Source organism: Amycolatopsis deserti, assembly GCF_014653945.1.
GTDB classification, from domain to species: domain Bacteria; phylum Actinomycetota; class Actinomycetes; order Mycobacteriales; family Pseudonocardiaceae; genus Amycolatopsis_E; species Amycolatopsis_E deserti.
In genome coordinates this window covers 188,398-211,166 of record NZ_BNAU01000008.1, presented here as the reverse complement: position 1 = coordinate 211,166, position 22,769 = coordinate 188,398, and the positions used below count along the sequence as shown (strand labels likewise).

The 22,769-nt window shown below is 71.4% G+C and carries 19 protein-coding genes; 9 read left to right on the top strand and 10 right to left on the bottom strand.

Annotated elements, in window-relative coordinates; translation table 11 throughout:
- Positions 1–1,659: a choline dehydrogenase gene (betA, locus tag IE290_RS30220; RefSeq protein WP_191248102.1), complete on the top strand. Its 1,659-nt coding sequence runs from the start codon at positions 1–3 to the stop codon at positions 1,657–1,659.
- Here betA and IE290_RS30215 read toward each other — a convergent pair.
- Positions 1,638–2,639 (bottom strand): saccharopine dehydrogenase family protein, encoded by a 1,002-nt coding sequence (locus IE290_RS30215; RefSeq protein WP_229874808.1) that lies wholly within the window; start codon positions 2,637–2,639, stop codon positions 1,638–1,640. The genes betA and IE290_RS30215 overlap by 22 nt on opposite strands.
- Before the next feature lie 97 nt (positions 2,640–2,736).
- On the opposite strand from IE290_RS30215, the gene IE290_RS30210 reads away from it, so the two are divergent.
- Positions 2,737–3,726, top strand: a complete 990-nt coding sequence (locus IE290_RS30210; protein WP_191248099.1) for a helix-turn-helix domain-containing protein — start codon at positions 2,737–2,739, stop codon at positions 3,724–3,726.
- Here IE290_RS30210 and IE290_RS30205 read toward each other — a convergent pair.
- On the bottom strand, positions 3,648–5,018 hold the full coding sequence (locus IE290_RS30205; protein WP_229874807.1) for an MFS transporter: 1,371 nt from the start codon (positions 5,016–5,018) through the stop codon (positions 3,648–3,650). The genes IE290_RS30210 and IE290_RS30205 overlap by 79 nt on opposite strands.
- 66 nt (positions 5,019–5,084) lie before the next feature.
- On the opposite strand from IE290_RS30205, the gene IE290_RS30200 reads away from it, so the two are divergent.
- Complete coding sequence (locus tag IE290_RS30200) at positions 5,085–5,429, top strand: ArsR/SmtB family transcription factor (protein ID WP_308431391.1); 345 nt, start codon at positions 5,085–5,087, stop codon at positions 5,427–5,429.
- Here IE290_RS30200 and IE290_RS30195 read toward each other — a convergent pair.
- Entirely contained in the window at positions 5,380–6,825 is a 1,446-nt protein-coding gene (locus tag IE290_RS30195) for a purine-cytosine permease family protein (protein ID WP_191248097.1), read from the bottom strand. The genes IE290_RS30200 and IE290_RS30195 overlap by 50 nt on opposite strands.
- 247 nt (positions 6,826–7,072) lie before the next feature.
- On the opposite strand from IE290_RS30195, the gene IE290_RS30190 reads away from it, so the two are divergent.
- The gene (locus IE290_RS30190; RefSeq protein ID WP_191248096.1) at positions 7,073–8,533 is read left to right on the top strand and encodes an aldehyde dehydrogenase; all 1,461 of its coding nucleotides are present in this window, start codon (positions 7,073–7,075) and stop codon (positions 8,531–8,533) included.
- Here the strand turns inward: IE290_RS30190 and IE290_RS30185 are convergent.
- The gene (locus IE290_RS30185) at positions 8,524–9,141 is read right to left on the bottom strand and encodes a TetR/AcrR family transcriptional regulator (protein ID WP_191248094.1); all 618 of its coding nucleotides are present in this window, start codon (positions 9,139–9,141) and stop codon (positions 8,524–8,526) included. The two genes, IE290_RS30190 and IE290_RS30185, sit on opposite strands and share 10 nt — an antisense overlap.
- Before the next feature lie 118 nt (positions 9,142–9,259).
- On the opposite strand from IE290_RS30185, the gene IE290_RS30180 reads away from it, so the two are divergent.
- From IE290_RS30180 to IE290_RS30170, 3 genes are read left to right on the top strand one after another with little or no spacing between them, the layout of a single operon-like run.
- Complete coding sequence (locus IE290_RS30180; protein WP_268246422.1) at positions 9,260–11,224, top strand: primary-amine oxidase; 1,965 nt, start codon at positions 9,260–9,262, stop codon at positions 11,222–11,224.
- Positions 11,214–12,869 carry an amidohydrolase gene (locus IE290_RS30175; RefSeq protein ID WP_191248092.1) on the top strand — a complete coding sequence of 552 codons (1,656 nt, stop codon included), beginning with the start codon at positions 11,214–11,216 and terminating at the stop codon, positions 12,867–12,869. The genes IE290_RS30180 and IE290_RS30175 overlap by 11 nt, the downstream gene beginning before the upstream one ends.
- Before the next feature lie 18 nt (positions 12,870–12,887).
- The gene (locus IE290_RS30170) at positions 12,888–13,793 is read left to right on the top strand and encodes a LysR substrate-binding domain-containing protein (protein WP_191248090.1); all 906 of its coding nucleotides are present in this window, start codon (positions 12,888–12,890) and stop codon (positions 13,791–13,793) included.
- Here IE290_RS30170 and IE290_RS30165 read toward each other — a convergent pair.
- Positions 13,759–15,108 carry an MFS transporter gene (locus tag IE290_RS30165; protein ID WP_191248089.1) on the bottom strand — a complete coding sequence of 450 codons (1,350 nt, stop codon included), beginning with the start codon at positions 15,106–15,108 and terminating at the stop codon, positions 13,759–13,761. The genes IE290_RS30170 and IE290_RS30165 overlap by 35 nt on opposite strands.
- A 251-nt stretch (positions 15,109–15,359) precedes the next feature.
- Between IE290_RS30165 and IE290_RS30160 the strand changes: the two genes are divergently transcribed.
- Positions 15,360–16,931, top strand: a complete 1,572-nt coding sequence (locus IE290_RS30160) for a PucR family transcriptional regulator (protein ID WP_191248088.1) — start codon at positions 15,360–15,362, stop codon at positions 16,929–16,931.
- A 9-nt stretch (positions 16,932–16,940) separates the two neighbouring features.
- On the opposite strand, the gene IE290_RS30155 is transcribed toward IE290_RS30160, so the two are convergent.
- Both IE290_RS30155 and IE290_RS30150 read right to left on the bottom strand, forming a co-directional pair.
- Positions 16,941–18,101 carry a CaiB/BaiF CoA transferase family protein gene (locus IE290_RS30155; protein WP_191248086.1) on the bottom strand — a complete coding sequence of 387 codons (1,161 nt, stop codon included), beginning with the start codon at positions 18,099–18,101 and terminating at the stop codon, positions 16,941–16,943.
- A 123-nt stretch (positions 18,102–18,224) separates the two neighbouring features.
- Positions 18,225–19,097 carry a PaaI family thioesterase gene (locus tag IE290_RS30150; protein ID WP_191248085.1) on the bottom strand — a complete coding sequence of 291 codons (873 nt, stop codon included), beginning with the start codon at positions 19,095–19,097 and terminating at the stop codon, positions 18,225–18,227.
- 152 nt (positions 19,098–19,249) lie between these two features.
- Here IE290_RS30150 and IE290_RS30145 point away from each other — a divergent pair, with 152 nt between their 5' ends.
- Positions 19,250–19,972: a haloacid dehalogenase type II gene (locus IE290_RS30145; protein WP_229874806.1), complete on the top strand. Its 723-nt coding sequence runs from the start codon at positions 19,250–19,252 to the stop codon at positions 19,970–19,972.
- A gap of 232 nt (positions 19,973–20,204) precedes the next feature.
- Here the strand turns inward: IE290_RS30145 and IE290_RS38065 are convergent, their stop codons facing one another.
- The 3 genes from IE290_RS38065 to IE290_RS30130 form a co-directional block, all read right to left on the bottom strand.
- Positions 20,205–20,570 carry a fumarylacetoacetate hydrolase family protein gene (locus tag IE290_RS38065; protein WP_229874805.1) on the bottom strand — a complete coding sequence of 122 codons (366 nt, stop codon included), beginning with the start codon at positions 20,568–20,570 and terminating at the stop codon, positions 20,205–20,207.
- A 304-nt stretch (positions 20,571–20,874) separates the two neighbouring features.
- Complete coding sequence (locus IE290_RS30135; RefSeq protein WP_191248084.1) at positions 20,875–21,720, bottom strand: alpha/beta hydrolase; 846 nt, start codon at positions 21,718–21,720, stop codon at positions 20,875–20,877.
- Positions 21,717–22,751: an NAD(P)-dependent alcohol dehydrogenase gene (locus IE290_RS30130; RefSeq protein ID WP_191248083.1), complete on the bottom strand. Its 1,035-nt coding sequence runs from the start codon at positions 22,749–22,751 to the stop codon at positions 21,717–21,719. The genes IE290_RS30135 and IE290_RS30130 overlap by 4 nt, the downstream gene beginning before the upstream one ends.
- Between the last annotated feature and the right edge of the window lie 18 nt (positions 22,752–22,769).

The following is a 22,769-nucleotide window of genomic DNA, read 5'->3' as shown; positions in this document are numbered from 1 at the left end:
GTGAGCACGGAGAACTACGACTTCATCATCGTCGGCGGCGGCTCGGCCGGGTGCGTGCTGGCCAACCGGCTGTCGGCCGATCCGAAGGTGAAGGTGCTGGTGCTGGAGGCGGGCCGGTCGGACGCCAAGTGGGACGTGTTCGTGCACATGCCCGCCGCGCTGACCTTCCCGATCGGCAGCCGGTTCTACGACTGGGGTTACCGCAGCGAGCCGGAGCCGTTCATGAACCGGCGGCGCATCTACCACGCGCGCGGCAAGATCCTCGGCGGGTCGAGCAGCATCAACGGCATGATCTTCCAGCGGGGCAACCCGATGGACTACGAGCGCTGGGCGGCCGACCCCGGAATGTCCGGGTGGGACTACGCGCACTGCCTGCCCTACTTCCAGCGCATGGAGAACTGCCTGGCCGATCCGCCGGACGGGCGGTGGCGCGGGCACGACGGCCCGCTGGAGCTGGAGCGCGGGCCGGCGTCGAACCCGTTGTTCCAGGCGTTCTTCGACGCCGCGGAACAGGCCGGGTACCCGCGCACGGACGACGTGAACGGCTACCGGCAGGAGGGGTTCGGGCCGTTCGACCGGAACGTGCGCCGCGGCCGGCGGCTCTCCGCCGCGCGCGCCTACCTGCACCCGGTGCGGCACCGGAAGAACCTGACCGTGCGGACGCGCGCGTTCGTGTCGCAGATCCTGTTCCGCGGCACCCGGGCGGTCGGTGTCGAGTACTCGACCGGGCGGGGTGCGCCGCGTGAGGTGTACGGCAAGGAGATCGTGCTGTGCGGCGGCGCGATCAACACGCCGCAGCTGTTGCAGCTGTCGGGCGTGGGCAACGCGGCCGAGCTGAGCCGGCTCGGCATCGACGTGGTCCGCGATCTGCCCGGTGTCGGGGAGAACCTGCAGGACCACCTCGAGGTGTACATCCAGTACGCGTGCAAGGAGCCGGTGTCGATGCAGCCGCACCTGGCGACGTGGCGGCGGCCGCTGATCGGCGCGCAGTGGCTGTTCCTGCGGTCCGGCCCGGGTGCGACGAACCACTTCGAGGGCGGCGGTTTCGTGCGCAGCAACGACACCGTGGCGTATCCGAACCTGATGTTCCACTTCCTGCCGATCGCGATCCGCTACGACGGGTCGGTGCCCGCCGGCGGGCACGGCTACCAGGTCCACGTGGGACCGATGTACGCCGACACGCGCGGCAGCGTGAAGATCACCTCGACCGACCCGCGGCGGCATCCGGCGCTGCGGTTCAACTACCTGTCGACGGAGAACGACCGGCGCGAGTGGGTGGAGGCCGTGCAGGTGGCGCGGAGGATCCTCAACCAGCCGGCGCTGGACCGGTTCAACGGCGGCGAGATCTCCCCCGGCCCGGCGGTGGAGACCGACGAGCAGATCCTGGACTGGGTGGCGAAGGACGCGGAGACCGCGCTGCACCCGTCCTGCACGGCGAAGATGGGTGTGGACGAGATGTCCGTTGTGGACCCCGGCTCGATGCGGGTGCACGGCACGGAGGGCCTGCGGGTCGTGGACGCGTCGGTGATGCCCTACATCACCAACGGCAACATCTACGCGCCGGTGATCATGACGGCCGAGAAGGCGGCCGACCTGATCCTCGGCAACACCCCGCTGGCGCCGATCAAAGAGCCCTTCTACCGGCACCAGGTCGGCTGAGACAGCGACAGGTGCGGCGCCAGCGCGCGCAGGAAGTCCGGCGCGTCGAACGCCGCACCCGCCGACACCACGCCCTTCGACCGCGTCCGTCCGCTCAGGATCCGGTCGACGGCCTCCACCGCGAGCGGCGCGCTGATCGCGTAGATGTCCCGGCCACTCGCGGACATCCGGCGTTCCGCACCACCGGCGCGGACGACCACGTCCACCACGAAGGTCTGCCCGGACCGGCCCCGCTCATCGACGGCGGCCGCGGCCAGGTCCGCCGCCGCCTTCGCGGTCATGTAGGTGCGCACCTCGGGGACGGCCAGGTGCGTCGGCACGGTGACGATGTCGGCCATGCTGAACTCCCCGATGACGTCCTGCCGTCCGAGCGGGGCCGGGAACTCCCACTCCAGCGTCGGCAGGGCGTCGTCGTGGTACTGCAGCCCTCCGCCGCTGTAGCGGACGCGGCGGCCCTCCCGGCGCTCTCGCGACACCGCGCCCGCGGCCAATGTTCCGGCGGTCGGGTGCCAGCTGCTCAGGCCGTAAGCGATGTGCACCTCGTCCGCCGCCGTCCAGTCCCCCATCGCCGCGGTCACCAGCAGGTCGCCGAGACCGCCGAAGAACGCCATCGCCGGGACCACCACGGTGTCCGCGGCCCGGTCGGCGAACCGCGCGAACGTGTCGGCGTTCGCCTCGATTTCGGCCGCCACGTCCACGTACGGGATGCCCGCGCGCAGGGCCGCCTCGATCAGCGGGGCGGCGGTCGTCGCGAAGGGACCGGCGCAGTTGATCACCGCCGCCGCGCCGGCCAGGGCGCGGTCGAGCGCGGCCGGGTCGTCGACCGGCGCCGGCCGCACCTCCGATCCCGGCTCGGCCATCGCCAGCAGCTTGTCCCGGTCGCGTCCCAGCAGCAGCGGGACATACCCCCGCTCGCGCAGCTCCGCGACCACGAACCGCCCGGTGTGCCCGTACGCGCCGTACACCGCAACTCGTTCCACGCCTGCTCCCACCCGAAGTGATCCACTGCCGAAAGCCTGTCCCACCGGCCCGCCGCTGCCCAGTGTCCGGAACGACACGACCCGTACACTTTCCGACATGAGGTCTGTCGCGGTCGCCGCCACCGACGGGATGCTGCACTTCGAGCTGGCGCTGGCCTGTGAGGTCTTCGGCTCACCCCCGGACGCGGTGCGGGTGCCCTGGTACGACCTCAGCGTGTGCGGCACGCGCCCGGTGCGGGTGGGCCGCTTCCTGGTCGAGCCGGACGACGGGCTCGACCGGCTGGCGCGGGCGGGCACCGTGATCGTGCCCGCGCTGGCCGACGTCGACGACGACCCGCCGGCCGACCTGGTCGAGGCGGTGCGCGCCGCCCACGAGGCGGGCGCGCGGGTGGTCTCCCTGTGCACCGGCGCGTTCGTGCTCGCCGCCGCCGGCCTGCTGGACGGGTTGCGCGCGACCACGCACTGGGCCCACACCGGCGAGCTGGCCGCGCGCTACCCGCGGGTGACGGTCGACCCGGACGTGCTCTACGTCGACAACGGCCGCGTGCTCACGTCCGCGGGCAAGGCCGCGGCGATGGACCTGTGCCTGCACCTGGTCCGCCTCGACCACGGCTCGGCGATCGCCAACGTCGTGGCCCGCCGCCTGGTCGTGCCGCCGCACCGCGAAGGCGGCCAGGCCCAGTTCGTCAGCACGCCGGTGCCCGAGCCGGACGGCCATCCCCTGGGCGAGCTGCTGCCGTGGGTGATGGCCCGGCTGGACCAGCCGTTGACGGTCGAGGACCTGGCCCGCCGGGCGAACCTCAGCTCACGCCACCTGGCCCGCCAGTTCCACGCGGTCACCGGCACCACCCCGCTGCGATGGCTGCTGGCCCAGCGGATCCGCCGCGCGCAGGAGCTGCTGGAGACCACGGACGACGGCGTCGACGCCATCGCGGCGGCGGCCGGCATGGGCACCGCGACCACGCTGCGGCGCCACTTCCAGCGCGCGATCGGCGTGCCGCCGGACACCTACCGCCGCACGTTCCGCGCGCGGCCGCGTTCCGACCGGGCGATCAGCCACCACGCGCCCGCCGCGCCCGCGAGGTAGGCCACGCCGAGGAGCAGGAACGACACCCCGGGCCCGCGATCCCAGTCGGTGATCGTGCCCAGCACCACGCTCATCGCCGCGACGCCGACCAGCGTGCCGATCTGGCGGTTGGCGTTCAGCACCGCCCCGGCCACGTTCGCGTGCCCCACCCCGGCGAACTCGACCAGCGCGGCGGTCATCCCGGGCGAGATGATGCCGGCGCCGATGTTGGCGACTGCGACGGCGACAGCCAGCACCCAGTACGGCGTCGACGTCGACACCCCCACCATGGTCAGTGACGCGATCCCGGCGACCAGCAGGAAGACCGTCAGCAGGATCCCGTTCGGCACCCGGCCGGAGACGCGTGAGTAGACCAGGTTGCCCAGCGGGAACCAGATCGTCATCGGCAGCAGCATCAGCCCGGCGGCGAACGGATCGGCGCCGCGGGCGCGCTGGAAGTACAGGCTGAGCATGAACATGCTGCCGTAGACGGCGAAGTTGAAGGAAAACCCCACCAGATTGGCGCCGGTGAACCCCGCGCCGCGGAACAGGTTCCACGGCATCACCAGGTGGTCGGCACGCCGTTCCCGGACCACCAGCACCGCGGCGGTGACACCCAGCACGACGTAGGCGACGAGCAACGGGCGCGCCATCCAGCCCAGGCGCGGGCCTTCGATGAGCGCGTAGCTCAGCGCCGCGAGCGCGACGATCCACAGGACGTGCCCCGGCACGGCCAGCCGGATGCGGCGCCCCTCGACGGGCGCGATGCACCACCGGGTCAGCAGGATGCCGAGCACGCCGATCGGCAGGTTGAGCAGGAAGATGCCCTGCCAGCTGAAAGCGCTTACCAACAGCCCGCCGAGCGTCGGCCCCAGCGCGGCCGAGGTGGCCACGATCGCCGACCACAGGCCCAGCATCCGGGTGCGCTCCCGGGTCTCCGGGAACGAGAACACCAGCAGCGACAGGGAACTCGGCATGAACAACGCGGCACCGGCGCCCTGGACCAGCCGCGCGGCGATGAGCACCCCGGCGGTCGGCGCGAGCGCGCAGGCGAGCGAGGCGACGAAGAAGACCGCCATCCCGGCGAGGTAGACCGTTCTCGCGCCGAGGCGGTTCGCCAGCCCGCCCGCGAGCATCAGCAACGAGGCGAAGACCAGCACGTAGCCGTCGACGATCCAGGTGAGTTCGGTCAGCGACGCGCCCAGCTCCTGCTGGATCGCGGTGCCGGCGACGTTGACGACGGTCACGTCCAGCGACGCCATCACGAAGCCGGTGGCGAGGGCGGCGAGTTTCACACCCGATGAGTCACGCACGGTTATGACGATAGCCATCAAACTTGATGGTGGTCAAACTTCGACGATCATCGTAGTATCGGCGGCGTGACCAACGAGCGAATCAGCGACCACCCCGCGGCGGAGGACATCACGCTGCAGGGTGTGCTGGAAGCGCTGACCGACCCGGTGCGCCGCAGCATCGTCCGCCAGCTGGCGGACGCCGGCCGCCCCCTGGCGTGCGGCACCTTCGACATCGACGTCACCCGGTCGACCGGCACCCACCACTTCAAGGTCCTCCGGACCTCCGGCGTCATCCGCCAGCACTACGAGGGCACGGCGAAGCTGAACGAACTCCGCCGGGCCGAGCTGGAACGGCTCTTCCCCGGCCTGCTCGACGCGATCATCGAAGCGGCCCACCGGGAGACGGCGCGCCGGCGCGTGCCTGCCTGACCTCGGGACCGTCCGGCACCGGCGCGAACCCCCGGCGCACCGGGTACCGCTTCATCAGGACGTAGAACGCCACCGCCGACACGACCAGCCCGATGAGCCACGAGACGTCCGCCCCGCCCAGGACCTCGACCACGGGTCCGGTGTAGAGGGCGGTGCTCATGAACGGGACCTCGACGGCGACACCCACGGCGTAGGCGGTGATCGCGCGCCAGTCGGTCCCCTGGTACCGGCCGGCCGGGTTGAAGATGTCGGCGACGTCGTACCGTTCCTTGCGCACCAAGTAAAAGTCGACGAGGTTGATCGAGGTCCACGGGACCAGGACCACCGCGAGCAGCACGATGAAGTTCTCGAGGTTGTCGAGGAAGTCGCCGCGGCCGAGGATGGCGACCAGCACCCCGGTCGCCGAGAGCAGCGAGACCGTGAGCACCCGGCCGCGCTTGGAGATCGTGCGCGCGTGGCGCAGCGCGCCGGTGATGGTGACCAGCGACATGAACGCGCCGTAGAGGTCGACCGCGAGGATCGGCAGGCTGCTCAGCACCATGATCGCGAGGAACAGCCACGGCGCGAACCCGGCCTGCTCGGCGACGAAGCGGACGGAGCCACCGCCGAATGCCTCCGGGGCCGCGGCGGCCAGGAGCGCGCCGAAGACGAACATCCACACCGAGGAGACGACCGAGCCGGCGTAGGTCCACCAGAACGTCGCCTTCGCCGAGGTGCGGGCGGGCAGGTAGCGGCTGTAGTCGGCGACGTACGGCGCGTAGGTCAGCTGCCAGGTCGCGGACAGGGTCACCGCGAGCAGGAACACGCCCCAGCTGAACTCGCCGGTGCCGAAGGCGCCGCTGACGTCGTTGCGGAAGAAGAACCCGACGGTCAGGATGGCGAACGCGATCGCCGTCACCCACGAGACCGCGTTGACCCACACCTGCATCAACCGGTAGCCGAAGATCGCGATCACCGTCGCGGCGACGCTCGTCAGGACAATGCTGACGTCGACGTCCCAGCCGAGCAGCTCGGCGAGGGCGTTACCCGCGAGCACCGCGCCGCTGGCGATGTAGCCGAGGTACATCAGCACCACGAGCACGAGCGGGAGCACCGCGCCGCGGTACCCGAACTGCGCGCGGCTCTGGATCATCTGCGGGATGCCGAGCACCGGTCCCTGCGCGGAGTGCGCGGCCATGAAGATCGCGCCGACGCAGTGGCCGACCACCGCCGCGACGATCGCCCACGCGAGCGGCAGTCCCAGCGCCACCGCGACCGCTCCGGTGGCGATGGTGAGCATGTTCGCGTTGACGGTGAACCAGATCGGGAAGAGGCCACGCGCCTTCCCGTACCGTTCGGAATGGGGGACGAAATCGATCGAATGCTTCTCGACCTTGAGCGTCTCGTTGGGCGCCATTTCCAGCCTTCCCTGGCGAATTCGGGCACCGTTGCCCGGAAAATCGGCCGTCGCACAGCCTGCCGTTGCGGAAACGCTAGATCGCACCCTGGCTTCTGTAAAATCGAATTAAATGACTTTCTGCATCTGGTGATCAGATGCAGAGCCTGCATCGGTGTTTCCGATGCACACCGCCGGAAACCTCCGCTTTCCCGGCCTCCCGCCGGTGGCGATAGTAGTCGCAGCTCCGACGAAAGGTGTCCTCGTGATGAACCATGTCGACTGGGTGCGTGCGGCGGGCCGGCTGCGGCCGCGGACCGCGGCCTTCGTCGACGGCGACTGGGTCGAGGCGAAGTCCGGGAAGACCCTCGCCGACACCAATCCCGCGACCGGCCAGGTCGTCGCCGAGGTCGCCGCGTGCGACGCCGACGAGATCGACCTCGCCGTCGCCGCGGCGCGGCGGGCGTTCGAGGATGGCCGGTGGTCGCGGCTCGCGGTCGCCGAGCGGAAGCGGCGGCTGCTCGCCCTCGCCGGGCTGATCCGGGACAACGCCGACGAACTGGCGTTGTGCGACACGGTCGACGTCGGCCGGCCGATCGCCGACACGTCCGGAATGGACGTGCCCGCCACCGCGGACTGCTTCGCCTGGTACGCCGAGGCCATCGACAAGCTCTACGACGAGGTCGCGCCTGCTCCCCCGGGCAACTTCGCGGTCGTCCGCCGCGTGCCGCTGGGTGTCGTCGGCGCCGTCGTGCCGTGGAACTTCCCGCTCGACATCGCCGGCTGGAAGCTGGCGCCGGCGCTGGCCGCGGGCAACAGCGTGGTGCTCAAGCCCGCCGAGCAGTCCCCGCTGTCCGCGCTGCGGCTGGCCGAGCTGGCGGCCGAAGCGGGCATCCCGGACGGGGTGCTCAACGTCGTGCCCGGCCTCGGCGAGACGGCCGGGCAGGCGCTGGGCAGGCACCCCGACGTCGACGTCCTCGCGTTCACCGGCTCGACGCCGGTGGGCGGGCTCTTCCTGCGCTACGCCGGGGAATCCAACCTCAAGCAGGTCTGGCTGGAATGCGGCGGCAAGAGCCCGGTGGTCGTGTTCGACGACGCCGATCTGGATGCCGCGGCCGGCCTGGTCGCGTTCGGGTTCTGCGCCAACTCCGGCCAGGTCTGCTCGGCGACCACCCGGCTGCTCGTCCAGCGGTCCGTCGCCGCGGAGTTCCTCGGCCGGCTCGTCGCCAAGGTCCGGGAGTGGGTTCCCGGCGACCCGCTGGACCCGGCCACGAAACTCGGGCCGATGGTCGACGAAGCCGCCGCGATCCGCGTCCAGCAGGCGGTCGCCGAGAGCGGTGGAGAAGTCCACATCGGAGGGTCCCGCCGCGGCGCGTTCCTGGACCCGGCGGTGGTCTCCGGGCTGCGGCCGGAGGACCCGCTGGTGGCCGAGGAGCTCTTCGGCCCGGTGCTGGCGGCGCTGACGTTCGAGTCCGAGGCCGAGGCGGTCCGCCTGGCGAACGCGACCCCGTTCGGGCTCGCCGCGTCGGTGTGGACCCGCGACCTCGCCCGGGCGCACCGGGTGTCCGAGGCCATCCACGCCGGCACGGTGTCGGTCAACACCGTCGACGCGCTGAGCACGGCCACCCCGTTCGGCGGTTTCAAGCAGTCCGGCTTCGGCCGGGACCTGTCGCTGCACTCCTTCGACAAGTACACCGGGCTGAAGACCGTCTGGACCGCCTACGCCTGACCGCCGCCGGTGAGCTCGCAACCGGTTTCGGTCTCCAGGTAGCGCAGCACCAGCGCCCGCGCCCGGGGCACCGACACGCTCGAATTCCGGCCCACGACGTGCAGCCCGTAGGCGTCCTCGAGGGCGACGGCGTTGGCGGCCACGTCGGCGACCGGGCCGCGCAGCCGGAACACCCCGGCGTCGCGGCCGTGTGCGAGCGCGGCGGAGTACAGCGACACCTCGCGGTCCCACAACGCCGTCATCAGCGCGGCGTGCGTCCGGCTGCGCGAGGCGTGCACGTGCGTCTCGTACAGCACCCGGCACACCGGATCGTCCTCGTCGGCGGGCAGTCCGGCTTCCACGATCCGCACGAGACGGCGGCGCGGATCGGTCTCGCTGTCCGCCGCCTCCGCGCGTCCCCAGTAGAACCGGTCGACCGCGTCCTGGTGCACCTCCAGCAGCAGCTCGTCGAGGTCACGGTAGTAGTAGCTGACCAGCCCGGCCGACAAACCGGCCTCCTCGGCCACGTCCCGCACCCGCAGTCCGGTCAGGCCCCGCCGCAGGATGGCGCGGCCGGCCGCGGCCACGATCTCGTCGCGCCGCCGCGTCTGGTCCTTAGGTCGTGCCACGATCTGAATTCTTGATGGTCTGCATCAAAAAACTCAAGCCGCCTCTCGGTGAAGTTCCCGGCCGCAAGTCTTGCACAGCGGCCACCCAGCGTTCATTCTTTGCGCTACGTCGCAAAGAATACGGGAGACGCACATGAACCACCCCCTCGCCCGCCTGACGGCCGATGAGGTCGCCCGCAACCGCGAGCTGCTCCACGACGCCGGGATCGCCACCGCCGACACCCGCTTCGCCCTGGTGTCGCTGCACGAGCCGGCGAAGGCGGAGGTGCTGGCGTGGGCGCCGGGCCAGGCGCTGGACCGGCGGGTCCGGTCGCTCCTGCTCGACCGCCGCACCGGCGAGGTGCGCGAGGTGCTGGCCTCGGTGACCGCGGGGCGCGTGCTGGCCGACCGAGTGGTCGACGTGGTCGCCGAGGGGCAGCCGCCGATCCTGCACGAGGAGTTCGACCTGGTCGAGGAGATCCTCTGGAAGGACGAGGCGTGGAACGCGGCCATGCGCCGGCGCGGCATCACCGAACCGCGCTCGGTCCGGGTGTCCGCCCTGAGCGCCGGCTGCTTCGACATCCCCGGGGAGGAGGGCCTGCGCCTGGTGCGCTGCCTGGCCTTCCTGCAACTGAACGAGGACGACAACATCTGGGCGCACCCGGTCGACGGGGTCGTGGCCTACGTCGACCTGATCGCCCGCCGCGTGCACGACCTCATCGACGAGGGCCCGGCCGAGATCCCGGTGACCGCCTACGACTACCACCTGGACGACCCGGCCCGGCCGCCGCGGACCACGCAGAAGCCGATCGAGATCACCCAGCCCGAGGGGCCCAGCTTCACCGTCGACGGTGACGTCGTGACGTGGGAGAAGTGGCAGTTCCGCGTCGGCTTCAACGCGGTGGAGGGCCTGACGCTGCACCAGATCGGCTTCGCCGACGGCGACCGCGTGCGGCCGATCATCTACCGGGCCTCGGTCGCGGAGATGGTCGTACCCTACGGCGACCCCGGCCCGGTGCGGTTCTGGCAGAACTACTTCGACGCCGGTGAGTACTCGCTGGGCAAGGAGGCCAACTCGCTGACGCTGGGCTGCGACTGCCTGGGCGAGATCCACTACCTGGACGCCACGCTGCACGACGACGACGGCCACCCGCGCACGATCCGCAACGCGATCTGCATGCACGAGGAGGACGCCGGCGTGCTGTGGAAGCACACCGACGGCTACAACGGCAGCGTCTCCACCCGCCGCCAGCGCCGGATGGTCGTGTCGTTCTTCGTCACCGTCGGCAACTACGACTACGGCTTCTACTGGTACTTCTACCTCGACGGCACGATCGAGCTGGAGTGCAAGGCCACCGGCATCGTGTTCGCCTCCGCCTACCCCGGCGACGGCCCGGACGGCGCCGAGTACCCGTGGGCGAGCGAGATCGCGCCCGGCGTGGGGGCGCCCTACCACCAGCACCTGTTCTCCGCCCGGCTGGACATGATGGTCGACGGGCTCGCCAACGCCGTGGACGAGATCGACGTCCAGCGCGTCCCGATGGGACCGTCCAATCCGTACGGCAACGGGTTCACCCGCAAGATCACGCGCCTGGCCAAGGAGTCCGAGGCCGCGCGGCTGGCCGACGGCAACCGGGGCCGCGTGTGGCGGATCAGCAACACCGAACGGGTCAACGCGCTCGGCCGGCCGGTCGCCTACACGCTGCAGCCGGAGGGGCTGCCGACGTTGCTGGCCGACGACCGGTCGTCCATCGCGCGCCGGGCGGCGTTCACCCGCAAGCACCTGTGGGTCACCGCCTACGACGAGAACGAGCGGTTCCCCTCCGGCGAGTACGTGAACCGCAACGACGGACGGACCGGGATCGACACCTGGGTCCGCGCCGACCGCGACCTCGACGGCGCGGACGTCGTGGTGTGGCACACCTTCGGACTCACCCACTACCCGCGCACCGAGGACTGGCCCATCATGCCGGTGGACCACACCGGTTTCGTGCTCAAGCCGACCGGCTTCTTCGACACCAACCCGGCACTCGACACGCCCGCGCCGCAGCCGCGCCACGCCTCCTGCTGCCACCCAGTGACGGGACCACACCGTGACCACTAGCCACCCCGATCTGATCATCGTCAACGCCGAGGTGTTCTCGGCCGAACCGGGCGCCACCTCGGTGGCGATCGGCGGCGGGCGCATCCAGGCGGTCGGCCGCGAGCCACTGGACGAGCTGGCCGGTCCGGGCACCGAGATCATCGACGCCCGCGGCGCGACGCTGCTGCCCGGGTTCACCGACGCGCACGTCCACCCGCTGGCCGCCGGCGTCCAGCTGCTGACCTGCGACCTGTCCCGGCTGCCGCACTCGCCCGAGCGGTACCGGGCGGCGATCCGGGCCTACGCCGACGACCACCCCGAGCTCGAGTGGATCAGCGGCAACGGCTGGTTCGGTGACACCTTCCCGGGCGGGCTGCCGCACCGCGACTTCCTCGACGAGATCCTGCCGGACCGGCCGGCCGTGTTCGTCAGCCACGACGGGCACGGCGTGTGGGCCAACAGCCGCGCGCTGGACCGCGCCGGGATCGGCGCGGAGACCCCCGACCCGCCCAACGGCCGGATCAACCGGGATGCGGACGGGCGCGCGACCGGGGTGCTCGTGGAACGCGCGGGTGACCTGATCACGTCCCTGCTGCCGCCCGTCACCGAGGAATTCGCCGAGGCGGCGCTGCTGGCCGCCCAGCGGCACCTGCATTCGGTGGGCGTCACCGGCTGGCAGGACGCGTGCGTCGGTTCGCTGTGGGGACTGCCGGACCCGCTGCCGACCTACCTGAGGCTCGCGGGCGACGGCCGGCTGACCGCACGGGTCGTCGGCGCGCTGTGGTGGTCGGTGGAGGACGGTCTCGGCCAGCTCGGCTCGCTGGAGGAACGCCGGGCGGCCGGCACCGTCGGCCGGTTCCGCGCCACGACGGTGAAGATCATGCAGGACGGCGTGTGCGAGAACTGCACGGGCGCGATGCTCGAGCCGTACGCGGGGAACTTCTCCCACGGCACGGAATCCGGCCTGTCGTTCATCGATCCGGAGCAGCTGAAGCGGATCTGCGTGGAGCTGGACCGGCGCCGGTTCCAGATCCACCTGCACGCGGTCGGCGACCGGGCCGTCCGGGAATGCCTGGACGCGCTCGAAGCCGCCCGGGACGCCGGCCCCGGGCACGACAACCGGCACCAGATCGCGCACGTGGACGTGGTCTCCCCCGACGACGTGCCGCGGTTCGCCGAACTCGGTGTCATCGCCAACATCCAGGCGCTGTGGGCGCGGCGGGACTGGGAGATCGTCGAGCGCAAGCTGCCGTTGCTCGGCCCGCACCGGGAGCCGCACCACTTCCCGTTCGGGGCGCTGCACCGCGCCGGGGCGCGGCTGGCGATGGGCAGCGACTGGCCGGTCACCGACCCGAACCCGCTGTGGGCGATCTACACGGCCGCCACCCGGCTCGGCCCGCCCGAGGACCCGCACGCGGTCGGCGAGGGCGTGCTGTCCGAACCGCTCGAACCGGTGCAGGCCCTCGACCTGCGGGTGGCGCTCGATGCCTACACGGCGGGCTCGGCCTACGCCAACCACGCGGAGCACGAGACCGGGGTGATCGCGCCGGGCAGGCTCGCCGACCTCGCGCTGCTGGACCGGCCGATCCTGTCCGGCGAGCAGGTCAGCGCGGCGAAGACGGTGCTCACGCTCGTGGGGGGCGAGGAGGTGCATCGCGATGTCTGAGCATCGGGAGGAGCTGAGATGAGCGAGCCGTCCTTCACCCTGGTGCAGCTGCGGTACTTCGAGGCGGCGGCCCGGCACCTGAGCATGACCGCCGCCTCGCGCGAGCTGATGGTGTCGCAGTCGGCGGTGTCCACCGCGGTCGCCCAGCTCGAACGGGAGCTGGGCGTGCAGCTGCTGCTGCGTCACCACGCGCGTGGGCTGAGCCTGACCACCGCGGGGCAGGCGTTCCACCGGCGGGTGCTCGACTTCCTGGCCCACGGCGCCGAACTCGTCGAGGCGGCGCGGCAGGCGGGCACGGAGCTGGTGGGCACGCTGACGGTCGGCTGTTTCGCCACGCTCGCGCCGTTCCGCCTGCCGCGACTGCTGGCCGAGTTCGAGCACCGGCACCCGCGGGTGGTGGTGTCCGTCCGGGAGGGCGAGCACTCCGCGATCAAGGCCGCGCTGCGCGGCGGGGAGTACGAGGTCGCGCTGCTGTACGGCTACGACCTCGACGACGACATCGACCACGTCGTGGTGGACACCGCGCCGCCGTACGCCCTGGTCGGCCCCGACCACCCGCTGGCGCAGAGCGGCACGGTGTCGCTGGCGCAGCTCGCCGGAGAGCCCATGGTGCTGCTCGACCTGCCCAACAGCCGGGAGTACCTGCAGTCGATCCTGCGCGAAGCGGGCGTGGAGCCGCACATCCGCCACCGCAGTGCCGGGTATGAGACCGTGCGGGCCTTGGTGGCGCACGGGCAGGGCTTCGCGCTGCTCAACCAGCGCCCACCGGAGGAGACCACGTACGCCGGAGCCCGCGCGGTCCCTCTGGAGCTGACGGACGAGGTGGAGCCGCTGGACATCGTGGTGGCCTGGATGCGCGGCGCCCGCACGACCCGGCGGGCGCGGGAGTTCATCCGGCTGTGCCGGCAGATGTACTCCCACTGACACGGCTCTCGTCCAGTGAAACGGCCCGGGTCTCCGGCAAGAACGGCAACACGACCAATCCGACGGCGTACAAGGACCCGAGGATGACCGCCGCCTTCGTGACGCCACCGAGAGCGAGCACCAGGTTGCCGAACACGATGGGACCGAACGCCGCGATCAGGCGCGTGGAGTTGAACACGAAGCTGATCGCCGTCGCGCGGACCCGGGAGCGGAACAGTTCAGGCAGGTAGATCGCGAAGGCCGCGAACATCCCCAGCGTGAAGAACCCGTTCACGCCGGCCAGCCAGACGACCGTGGTGACCGAATCGGCCGAGAGGTAGAGAACTACCGTGGTCGCCACGGCGCCCACCAGGAACAGCGCGATGTACTTGCGGCGCCCGATGGCATCGGCGATGAACCCGCCCGCGATGTACCCGAGGATCGATCCGACGTTGTAGGTGATTCCGGCCAGGCTGGTCAGGTGGTTGACCACCGCCTGCCCTTGCCCTGCGGCAAGCTGCTTGACGAAGAGCGGCAGGGAAGTCGACACCGTGTAGTAGGCGCCGATCGAGAACAACGAAAGCACCAGCGTGAGCAGCACGCGGCGACGGCTGACCCGATCCCGGAACACCTGACCGAGCGTGGACCGCCGCTTTTCCGGAACATCGCGACCAGCGGCTTGCTGCCAGACCTCCGACTCCGTGACGTTCCGCCGGATGTACAACGTGAACAACGCCGGCACGACACCGATGACGAAGACGAGCCGCCACATCCCGGGGCCGAACTCGCTCAGGACGAGCCACACCGCGGAGGCGAGCAGCGCGCCGAACCCGAAGCCGGCCTGCATGGTTCCCGCGGCTTTCGAGCGCGCCCGGGTCGGCCACGTTTCGGCGATGAGCGCCGTCCCGGTCCCCCATTCGCTGCCCAGCGAAAGACCGGTCAGGAACCGGAGAACGAGCAGCATCTCCAGGTTCTGGGAGAACGCGGTGAGGCCCGCGAACGCCGAATACGCCGCGATCGAGAACACCATGACGCGCTTGCGCCCGACACGGTCGGCGACCATTCCGCCGATCACCCCGCCGATCGCCCATCCCAGCAGCGTGACGCCCACCGCGATTCCGCCCCACAACGGCAGATTCGCGCGCTGCCCGGGATCGAGGAGCTGGCTCAGCATCGGTGTCAACACGACGGTCAGCGCGTACGTTTCGTAGCCGTCGAAACCCCAGCCGAGAAACGCGGCGAACAACGAGCGCCAGTTCGCCGGCGTGACATCGCGGTACCACGGGCCGATATCCGCGGACAGCTGAGTCGTGGTTTCCTCGTCATTGAGGGCCATTTACTTCTCCTCATCGAACCGGTGGAAGAACCGCGGGGTCCGGCAACCGTAGGTGCGGCGCGGCCGATTCCGCTTCGGCGAGTCGCATGACGTGGGCGACCCCGCGTTGGCCCAATCTCCAAGGCAGCGGCGCCGGCTGCAGCGTTGGAGTTTCCGACGACGCCGGGCGCGCACGATGGGACGAAACGCCAACGGCGACCGGTCACCGGGCGGCTATCCTGTCCCGAAGCTCTGGCCACGAGGAGGTGCTGGTGACACTCGGTGATCTCCTCGCGGTGCTGGGTACGGAGCAGCTCGAGGTCGAGCTGCTCCTGCGCGACGGCACCGCCGTGCTGAGCGACGTCGCCATCCTCGATCCACCCGACCAGCCGGACCGGGGGCAACTCGTGCTCGCGGTCGGCGTCGACGCCGGTGATCCCCAAGCCGGCGAGGTGGTCGTCGACGCGGCGAAGGCCGGAGCGGCGGCGGTCGTCTTCCGCGCGACGGATCAGCCCGGCCCGGCGGCCCTCGCCCGCGAGCACGGCATCTCGCTCCTGCGGGCCAAGCCGGGCATCAGCTGGGCGCGGCTGGTCACGCTGGTCCGCACGGTGCTGACCGCGACGACGGCCGACCCCGGGTCCGCCCGGGACCGCACCAGCCCCAGCACCGTCTACGGCCTCGCGGACGCGATCGCCGTCACCGTCGGCGGTTCGGTGGTGCTCTACGACCGCGCCCACCGGGTCGTCGCCTACTCCGTCCAGGGGTTCGCGATCGACGAGGTCCGGCGGGACACGATCCTCGGCAGGCGAACGCCGGACCAGTGGATCGAGCGGTTCACGACCGACAACAGCGCGTACGAGACCTTCCGCCGGCCGGGCGAGGTGGTGCGTGTGGACGGTTACGAGAACCTGTCCACGCGGCTGCGCATAGCGATCCGCTCCGAAGGTGAGGTTCTCGGCGAGATCTCCGTCGCCGAAGGCGAACAACCGCTGGGCCCGGAAGCCGAAGCCGCGTTGGCCCGCGCCGCCCGTCTCGCCGTGCCGCACATGCTCCGGCACCGGCTGGTCGAGGACGCCGACCGCGCATCCAGGATGCGGCTGCTCCGCGGGCTGCTGTACGGCGACGTCTCACCGCCTGCCGAACTGGGCCTGGGCGGCCGGACCGGGCTCGTGGTGATCGGTTTCGCCGGCGCGGACGTCCCCTCCGGCGAGGGCGGCAGCCTCGCCGGGGAACGGGTCCTGCACCTGCTGTCGCTGCAGATGAACAGCATCGACCCCGCGGTCGGAGTGCTGCCCTCGGGATCGGTCTACTACGCACTGGTCCCGGCCGGCGAAGGTGATCGCGTGACCCGGATCGTGGAACCCGCGTTGCGCCACATCGAGCGGTTGGGCATCACGGCACACGCGGCGATCGGCCCGTGGGCGGCGGGGCCGGGCGACGTTCCTGCCGCGCGGCAGGTCGTGGACGACCTCCTGCACATCCTGCGTCGTCCGGACTGGCCGGCCACCCCCACTGTCGTCACCGCCGAAAGCCGCTGGCCGGATCTGGCGTTGCTGCCGGTCGAACGAGCTCTTGCCGGCACCGCGCCCTGCCCTCAGTTGCGCACGCTTCGCGAGCACGACGAACTCCAGAAGACCGACTACATCAGGACGCTGCGGGTGTTCCTCGACGAGTTCGGGTCGGTGTCCCGGACGTCCGAACGGCTCGTGCTGCATCCCAACTCGGTGCGGCACCGGCTCGAGCGCCTCGCCGAGATCGCCGGGCTGGACCTGTCGGATCCGGCTCAGCGACTCGCTGTGATGGTTCAGCTTCGCGCGCTGCCCTGGGCTGCCTGGGCGCCGTAGGAGCAGCGGTCATCGGTGGTGCTCGTCGCGGATCTCGGCCAGCACCTCGGCGGTGTGCTCGCCCAGGCCCGGCACACCCCGGCTGCCGGCGGGCGCACCGCCGCGGTCGAAGGGCGGACGCAGGGCGCGGATCGGCCCGCCGGGCGAGTCGACGTCGAACCACCGGGAACCGAGTTGCGGGTGGTCGAGGAGACCGGCCAGGTCGTTGACGGTGCCGGTGGGAATACCGGCATCGACGAGCCGGCCGACGATGTCGGACACCCCCGCGCTCGACGCGAACTCGCGCTCGATCAGGCTCTCCAGGCGGTCCCTGTTCCGGACGCGCAACTCGTTCGTGCGGAAGTCGGGGTGGTCGGCGAGGCCGGGCATGTTCAGCACCCGGTCGCACAGGGCCCGCCACTGAGCGGAGGTCTGGACCGCGAAGTTGACGTGCCCGTGGTCGCCGACGCGGTACACGCCGTACGGGACCATCATGTTGTGCCGGGCGCCTTCCCTGGACGGCTGCCGGCCGCCGTAGAGCTGGTGGTAGGCCGGCGCCATCATCCACTCGGCCAGGCAGTCCAGCATCGAGATGTCGATCGTCCGTCCGCGGCCGGTGTGCTCGCGCTCCAGGACAGCGGCGAGGATCGCCGACATCGCGTACACGCCGGCGCACATGTCGGCGACCGAGATGCCGACCTTCGCGGGCTGGTCCGGGGTGCCGGTCACCGACAGCAGCCCGGCTTCCCCCTGGATCAGGAGGTCGAACGCCTTGTGGTCGCGATACGGCCCGTCCGCGCCGTAACCGGAGATCGCGCAGGAGATCAGCCGGGGCCATCGACGGGCGACGACCTCGGCGCCGAAGCCCATGCGGTCGACCGCGCCCGGGCCGAGGTTGTGCACGAACACGTCCGCCCGGCCGAGGAGCTCCGCGAGGACGGCGCGTCCGTCGTCGGTCTTCAAGTCGAGAGCGACGCTGCGCTTGCCGCGGTTGGCCCAGACGAAGTACGCGGACTGGCCCTTGACGACCGAGTCGTACCCCCGGGCCAGGTCCCCGCCCGCCGGGTTCTCCACCTTGACGACGTCAGCACCGAGATCAGCCAAGTGGCGGCTGCACAGCGGGGCGGCCACCGCGTGCTCCAGCGCTACGACGCGCAAACCGGTGAGCGGTCCGCCGCTGGTCTTGGTCATGCCGGCTCCTCATCGACGGTGAACGGGTGCAAGCCCATGCTCGCGTTCCTCGAGTGGCCGATCCAGGTGCGCTTGTCCAACGTGGCGGGATCGGCTTTGCGCGATCCTCCATTCGCGACCCGGTCAACGGCGGTGCACCAGCCCCGCGACCGCGCAGACGCTGCCGTCCTGCCGCAACCGCACGTGCGTGAAGCGGGTCCGCCGGGTGGTGTGTTCAACCGTCGGTTCGAGCACGATGGGCTTGGCGGCGCTGACTCCGGCCAGGAAACGCATCGTCCCGGAGACCAGCCTCGCGGTGGGTGCGCCGCACCGGGCCGCCGCGGCGAACAGCACGCCGCCCTGGACGGCGCCCGCCCGGTTGGTCATCACCTCGCTCGGCACCAGCACGGTGGTCCCGCGCTCGTCGACCGTCGCGTCGCTGATCACCTGGTCAGCCCACGACCGGCCGGTGTCCGCCGCCGAGCGCGCGCTCGTGAGCAGTGATCGTTCCGCGGGGGTGAGCTCGCCCAGGTCGACCGAGGGGTGGGTGGCCGAATCCGGGCTGTCCCACGGGAGTTCGGCCTGCGATCCCCGGGATGGAACGGCGAAGGCCGCGCTGCAGTGTCCCAGAACGAGGTTCTCGCTCCGGATCACGCCGGCGGCGGTCCCGATGCCGTCATCTGCCACCGCGATGTCACCGACTTCGGCGAGCGTCGCGCCGGCGGCGCCGGGCGAGCCGGTCAGGTCGAGCGTGAGGCTCAGGGTCGGGAGAGGCCGGGTCCGCCCGAGCCGTCGGCGGAGCGCGCCGCCGAGCGCGAAGTCGGCCAACATGGCGATCTCCACCAGGCCGAGACGTTGCGGTGCGGGCGGGGAGGCGAAACCCAGCGTGAACGACCGCGGGGAGGACGCCGCGTGGCGCAGGCCGGCCACGCAAGCCAGAACGGGCGCACCCGTCGCGCGGGAGAGCGCGAGGGCACGCAGCAGCCAGTCCGCGGGCGAGTTCCGTCGGGAGTCCACCACCCCACTATCGCGGGCGCTTCTCGCCGCGGCGACGTGACACCGCCCAATCACGGGCCCCCGCTGTCGGGCGTTCCTCCGATGCCGATGGTGCCGCGTCCGCATTAGCGTTCACCGCGTCCCATCCGCACCCCGTCCTGGGAGGACGCGAAGTGACTGAATCCTTGACCGGCGTCAAGGCGCTGATGTTCGACTTCTACGGCACCGTCGTGGACATGCAGAGCGGCCTGACCAAGGCGATCACGCCGTACCTGCGGTCGAAGAACTACACGGCGCAGCCGCCGGGCCGGGTGGTGACGTGGTGGCGGCGGACGCACTTCGAGAACTCGATGATCGACGCCCTGCTCGGGCGGGAGCACATCCCGTACCGGGAGATCGGCCGGCAGACCGTGGACTACACGCTGACGCGTGCGGGAATCCCGCACACGATGGACGAGGTGCGCTCGCTCGTCGCAGAAATCGAGCGGCTCGAGCCGTTCCCGGACGTGGTCGAGGCGCTGGGGCAGCTGAAGGACGCCGGGCTCGAGCTGGTGATCCTGTCCAACGGCGACCCGGACATGCTCGAGTCCGGCGTCAAGTTCTCCGGCACCGAACACCTCTGGACCCGGGTGGTGTCGGTCGCCGAGGCCGGCGCCTTCAAGCCGCACTTCAGCACGTACGCCACCGGCGCGAAGGCCGTCGGCCTCGACCCGTCCGAAGTGCTGTTCGTCGCGAACCACGCGTTCGACTGCGTAGGCGCGAAAGCCGCCGGAATGCACACGGCGTTCGTCGACCGCCGGAAGCGCCCGTTCGGCAACGAGTACTACCCGCCAACCCTCGTGGTCAACGACTTCGCGCACCTCGCGCGCGAGGTCATCGCCCGCACGAAAAGCTGAGACGGGCAGCCGCACGCTCCGGCCCCGAGGGGCATGACTGTGCCATGCCCCTCGGGGCGGTTCTCGGTTCATGCCGTCAGGTGCAGATCACCCCGGCGCAGCCGTCCCGACTCGCGTGGCGGCTGGTCGCCGGGTCACCGGGCCGGACCGGTCCGGTACTGCGCCACGATGGCGTCCCACTCCCGTTCGGCGTCGTGCCCCTCCACTAGCCCGAGGTCCTGGTCGACCAGGATCAGCACCCCCCCCCCCCCCCCCCCCCCCCCCCCCCCCCCCCCCCCCCCGCCCAGATCCGCTCGATCAACGCGCCGACCGGGAGGATCATCTGCCCGGTGTGACCGTCCTGGACGAGCTCGTCGTTGACCCAGCAGCGCAGCCGCAACGGTGCCGTGAGGTCGACCTCGTCGAGGGTCACCACCGCGGGCCCGACGGGGCCGAAGCCGGGGAAGCTCTTGCCCAGCGAGAACTGCGGGGGCGCGCCGCTCATCTGCACGTCACGATCGCTGAAGTCCTGCCCCACCGTGAGCCCGGCGACGTAGTCCCAGGCATCCGCGTCCGCGACGTTCCGCGCTTCCCGCGCCATGACGACGACGAGTTCCACCTCCCAGTCCACGGAGGGCCGGCACGCAACCCCGTCTCCGCCGCGTGCGCCGCGTAGTTCAGGCCGACGGCGAAGACCTGACGCGGCCGCGGAACCGGCGCACCCAGGTCCTCGGGCCGATACGGCTCGCCGCCGTCGGTGCGCGCGGTGGCGGCCCACGTCACGAACTCCGGCCAGCGGGCGAACAGGTCCGCCGGCTCGGGCCCGAAGAGGCCGCCACTGGCCTTGGCGATGTCGATCGCGGTGCGGCCGCGCACCAGGTGGGCGCGGCCGCGCAGATTTCCGATGCGCATGTGGTTCCTCCTCAGTCCAACGGATCGTGTCGCGCCCACGCCGTGCGCAGGAACTCGACGGCGGGATCGACGACGGCGGGCGTCGCGAACACCGCGTCGGCGTGATCGGCTCCGGGCACGACGAGCAGTTCGGACCGGCCGCCCGCCGCCAGCACGGCCTCGTGCAATCGACGGCTCTGGGCCAGGCCGCACCGCCGGTCGCCGGAGCCGTGGCTGAGGTGGACGGGCGGCCGGTAGCGGGCCCGGCGCGCGGCGGTCAGCACCGACACCGCGGCGAGCCGGTCCTCGCTCGGCCAGGCGGGAACGCCGAGGAACGTGCACACCATGTTCGCCAGGGCCTGCCGTTCCTCTACTGTGGACGCCTCCGACAGCAACAGCCCGAAATCCGCGACCGGGTAGTGCAACACGAGCGCCGACAGCCGCGCGCTCACCGCGGCGTCGGCGAACGCGGCGCGGGCCATCAGGTACGCACCAGCCGAACTCCCCCACCCGGCGACCCGGCCGGGGTCCAGCCCGAACTCGCCACCCCGGGCCCGCACCCAGCGGATCGCCGCCAGCACGTCCTCGACCGGGCCGGGGTGGGCGACCTCGCCGGCCAGCCGGTAACCGACCGACGCGACCGCGATCCCGCCCGCGGGCAACGTCGCCCACGGGCCCATTTCCTTGCCCCCGCCGACGAATCCGCCTCCGTGCGCGTAGACCACGATCGGCACCGGTCCGTCCGGTTCCCGGGGCAGGTGCAGGTCCAGGGTCAGCGGACGCCAGCCGGTCACCGTGGCGTACCGGATGTCGAGGTAGGACACCGCTCCGTCGAGCACCCGCACGGGATGCGGCCGCGCCAACCCGGGCTGCGTCATGCCTGCGGCACCAGGATCGCGCGCCCCCTGATCCGGTTCAGCGCCAGATCGTCGAGCGCTTCGGCGGCCGCGTCGAGCGGGTAGCGGCGGGTGTGCAGGTTCACCTTCCCGCTTTCCGCGAGCACCATCAGCTCGACCAGGTCGCGGTAGGTCCCGACCATGTTGCCGATGACGTTCTTCTCGGACGCCACGGCCGCCACCGTCGGGATCCGCAGTTCCCCGCCGTACCCGACGACGAACAGGGAACCGCCCGCCGCGGTCATGTCCCAGGCGTCGTTTTCCGCGCCCTGCTCGGCGACGAAGTCGAACACGACCTCGGCACCGCGCCCGCTCGTGACGTCCAGAACCGCGCTCACCTGGTTGCCGTCGGCCCGGACCGTCGTGTCCGCGCCGAGGCGGGCCGCGAGCGCGAGTGCGGCCGGGTCCCGGTCGACCACGACGATCTTCGTCGCGGTCAGGGCGGCGAGGACCTGGATGCCGATGTGGCCCAGTCCCCCGGCCCCTTGGACGACGGCCGTGCTGCCCGGCGGCAGCAGCGGAACCGCCTTGCGCACCGCGTGGTAGGCGGTGAGGCCGGCGTCGGCCAGCGCGGCGACGTCGGCCGGGTCGGTGGCGGGGTCGAGTTTGACGCACGCCCGCGCGGTCGTGCGCAGGTACTCGGCCATTCCACCGTCGTGATCGGACACCCCGGGGAACGCGGCCGCGGCGCAGGCCATGTCCCGGCCCTCCCGGCAGGCCAGGCACAGCCCGCACGCGGGCTGCGGGTGCAGGATCACCGCGTCCCCGACCTCGACGTTGGTGACCCCGCCGCCGACCGCGTGCACCCAGCCGGCGTTCTCGTGTCCCAGGGTGTAGGGCAACCGCGGTCCCATCGCCTCAGCCCATTGCCCCTCGATGATGTGCAGGTCGGTCCGGCACACGCCGGCTCCCCCGATCCGCACGATCACGTCCAGCGGTCCGGACAGGACCGGGTCTGGCACCTCCTCGACGATCGGCTGCTTGTGGTAGTCGTGCAGGCGCACGGCTTTCATGCTCTTCCTCCTGGAAAG

Coding starts and splice junctions, on each gene's coding strand:
- IE290_RS30165 (WP_191248089.1), bottom strand. CDS start 15,108: ATGGCCCTCAATGACGAGGAAACCACGACTCAGCTGTCCGCGGATATC.
- IE290_RS30195 (WP_191248097.1), bottom strand. CDS start 6,825: ATGGCGCCCAACGAGACGCTCAAGGTCGAGAAGCATTCGATCGATTTC.
- IE290_RS30135 (WP_191248084.1), bottom strand. CDS start 21,720: ATGACGCAGCCCGGGTTGGCGCGGCCGCATCCCGTGCGGGTGCTCGAC.
- IE290_RS30130 (WP_191248083.1), bottom strand. CDS start 22,751: ATGAAAGCCGTGCGCCTGCACGACTACCACAAGCAGCCGATCGTCGAG.
- IE290_RS30155 (WP_191248086.1), bottom strand. CDS start 18,101: ATGACCAAGACCAGCGGCGGACCGCTCACCGGTTTGCGCGTCGTAGCG.
- IE290_RS30170 (WP_191248090.1), top strand. CDS start 12,888: ATGAGCGAGCCGTCCTTCACCCTGGTGCAGCTGCGGTACTTCGAGGCG.
- IE290_RS30210 (WP_191248099.1), top strand. CDS start 2,737: ATGAGGTCTGTCGCGGTCGCCGCCACCGACGGGATGCTGCACTTCGAG.
- IE290_RS30190 (WP_191248096.1), top strand. CDS start 7,073: ATGAACCATGTCGACTGGGTGCGTGCGGCGGGCCGGCTGCGGCCGCGG.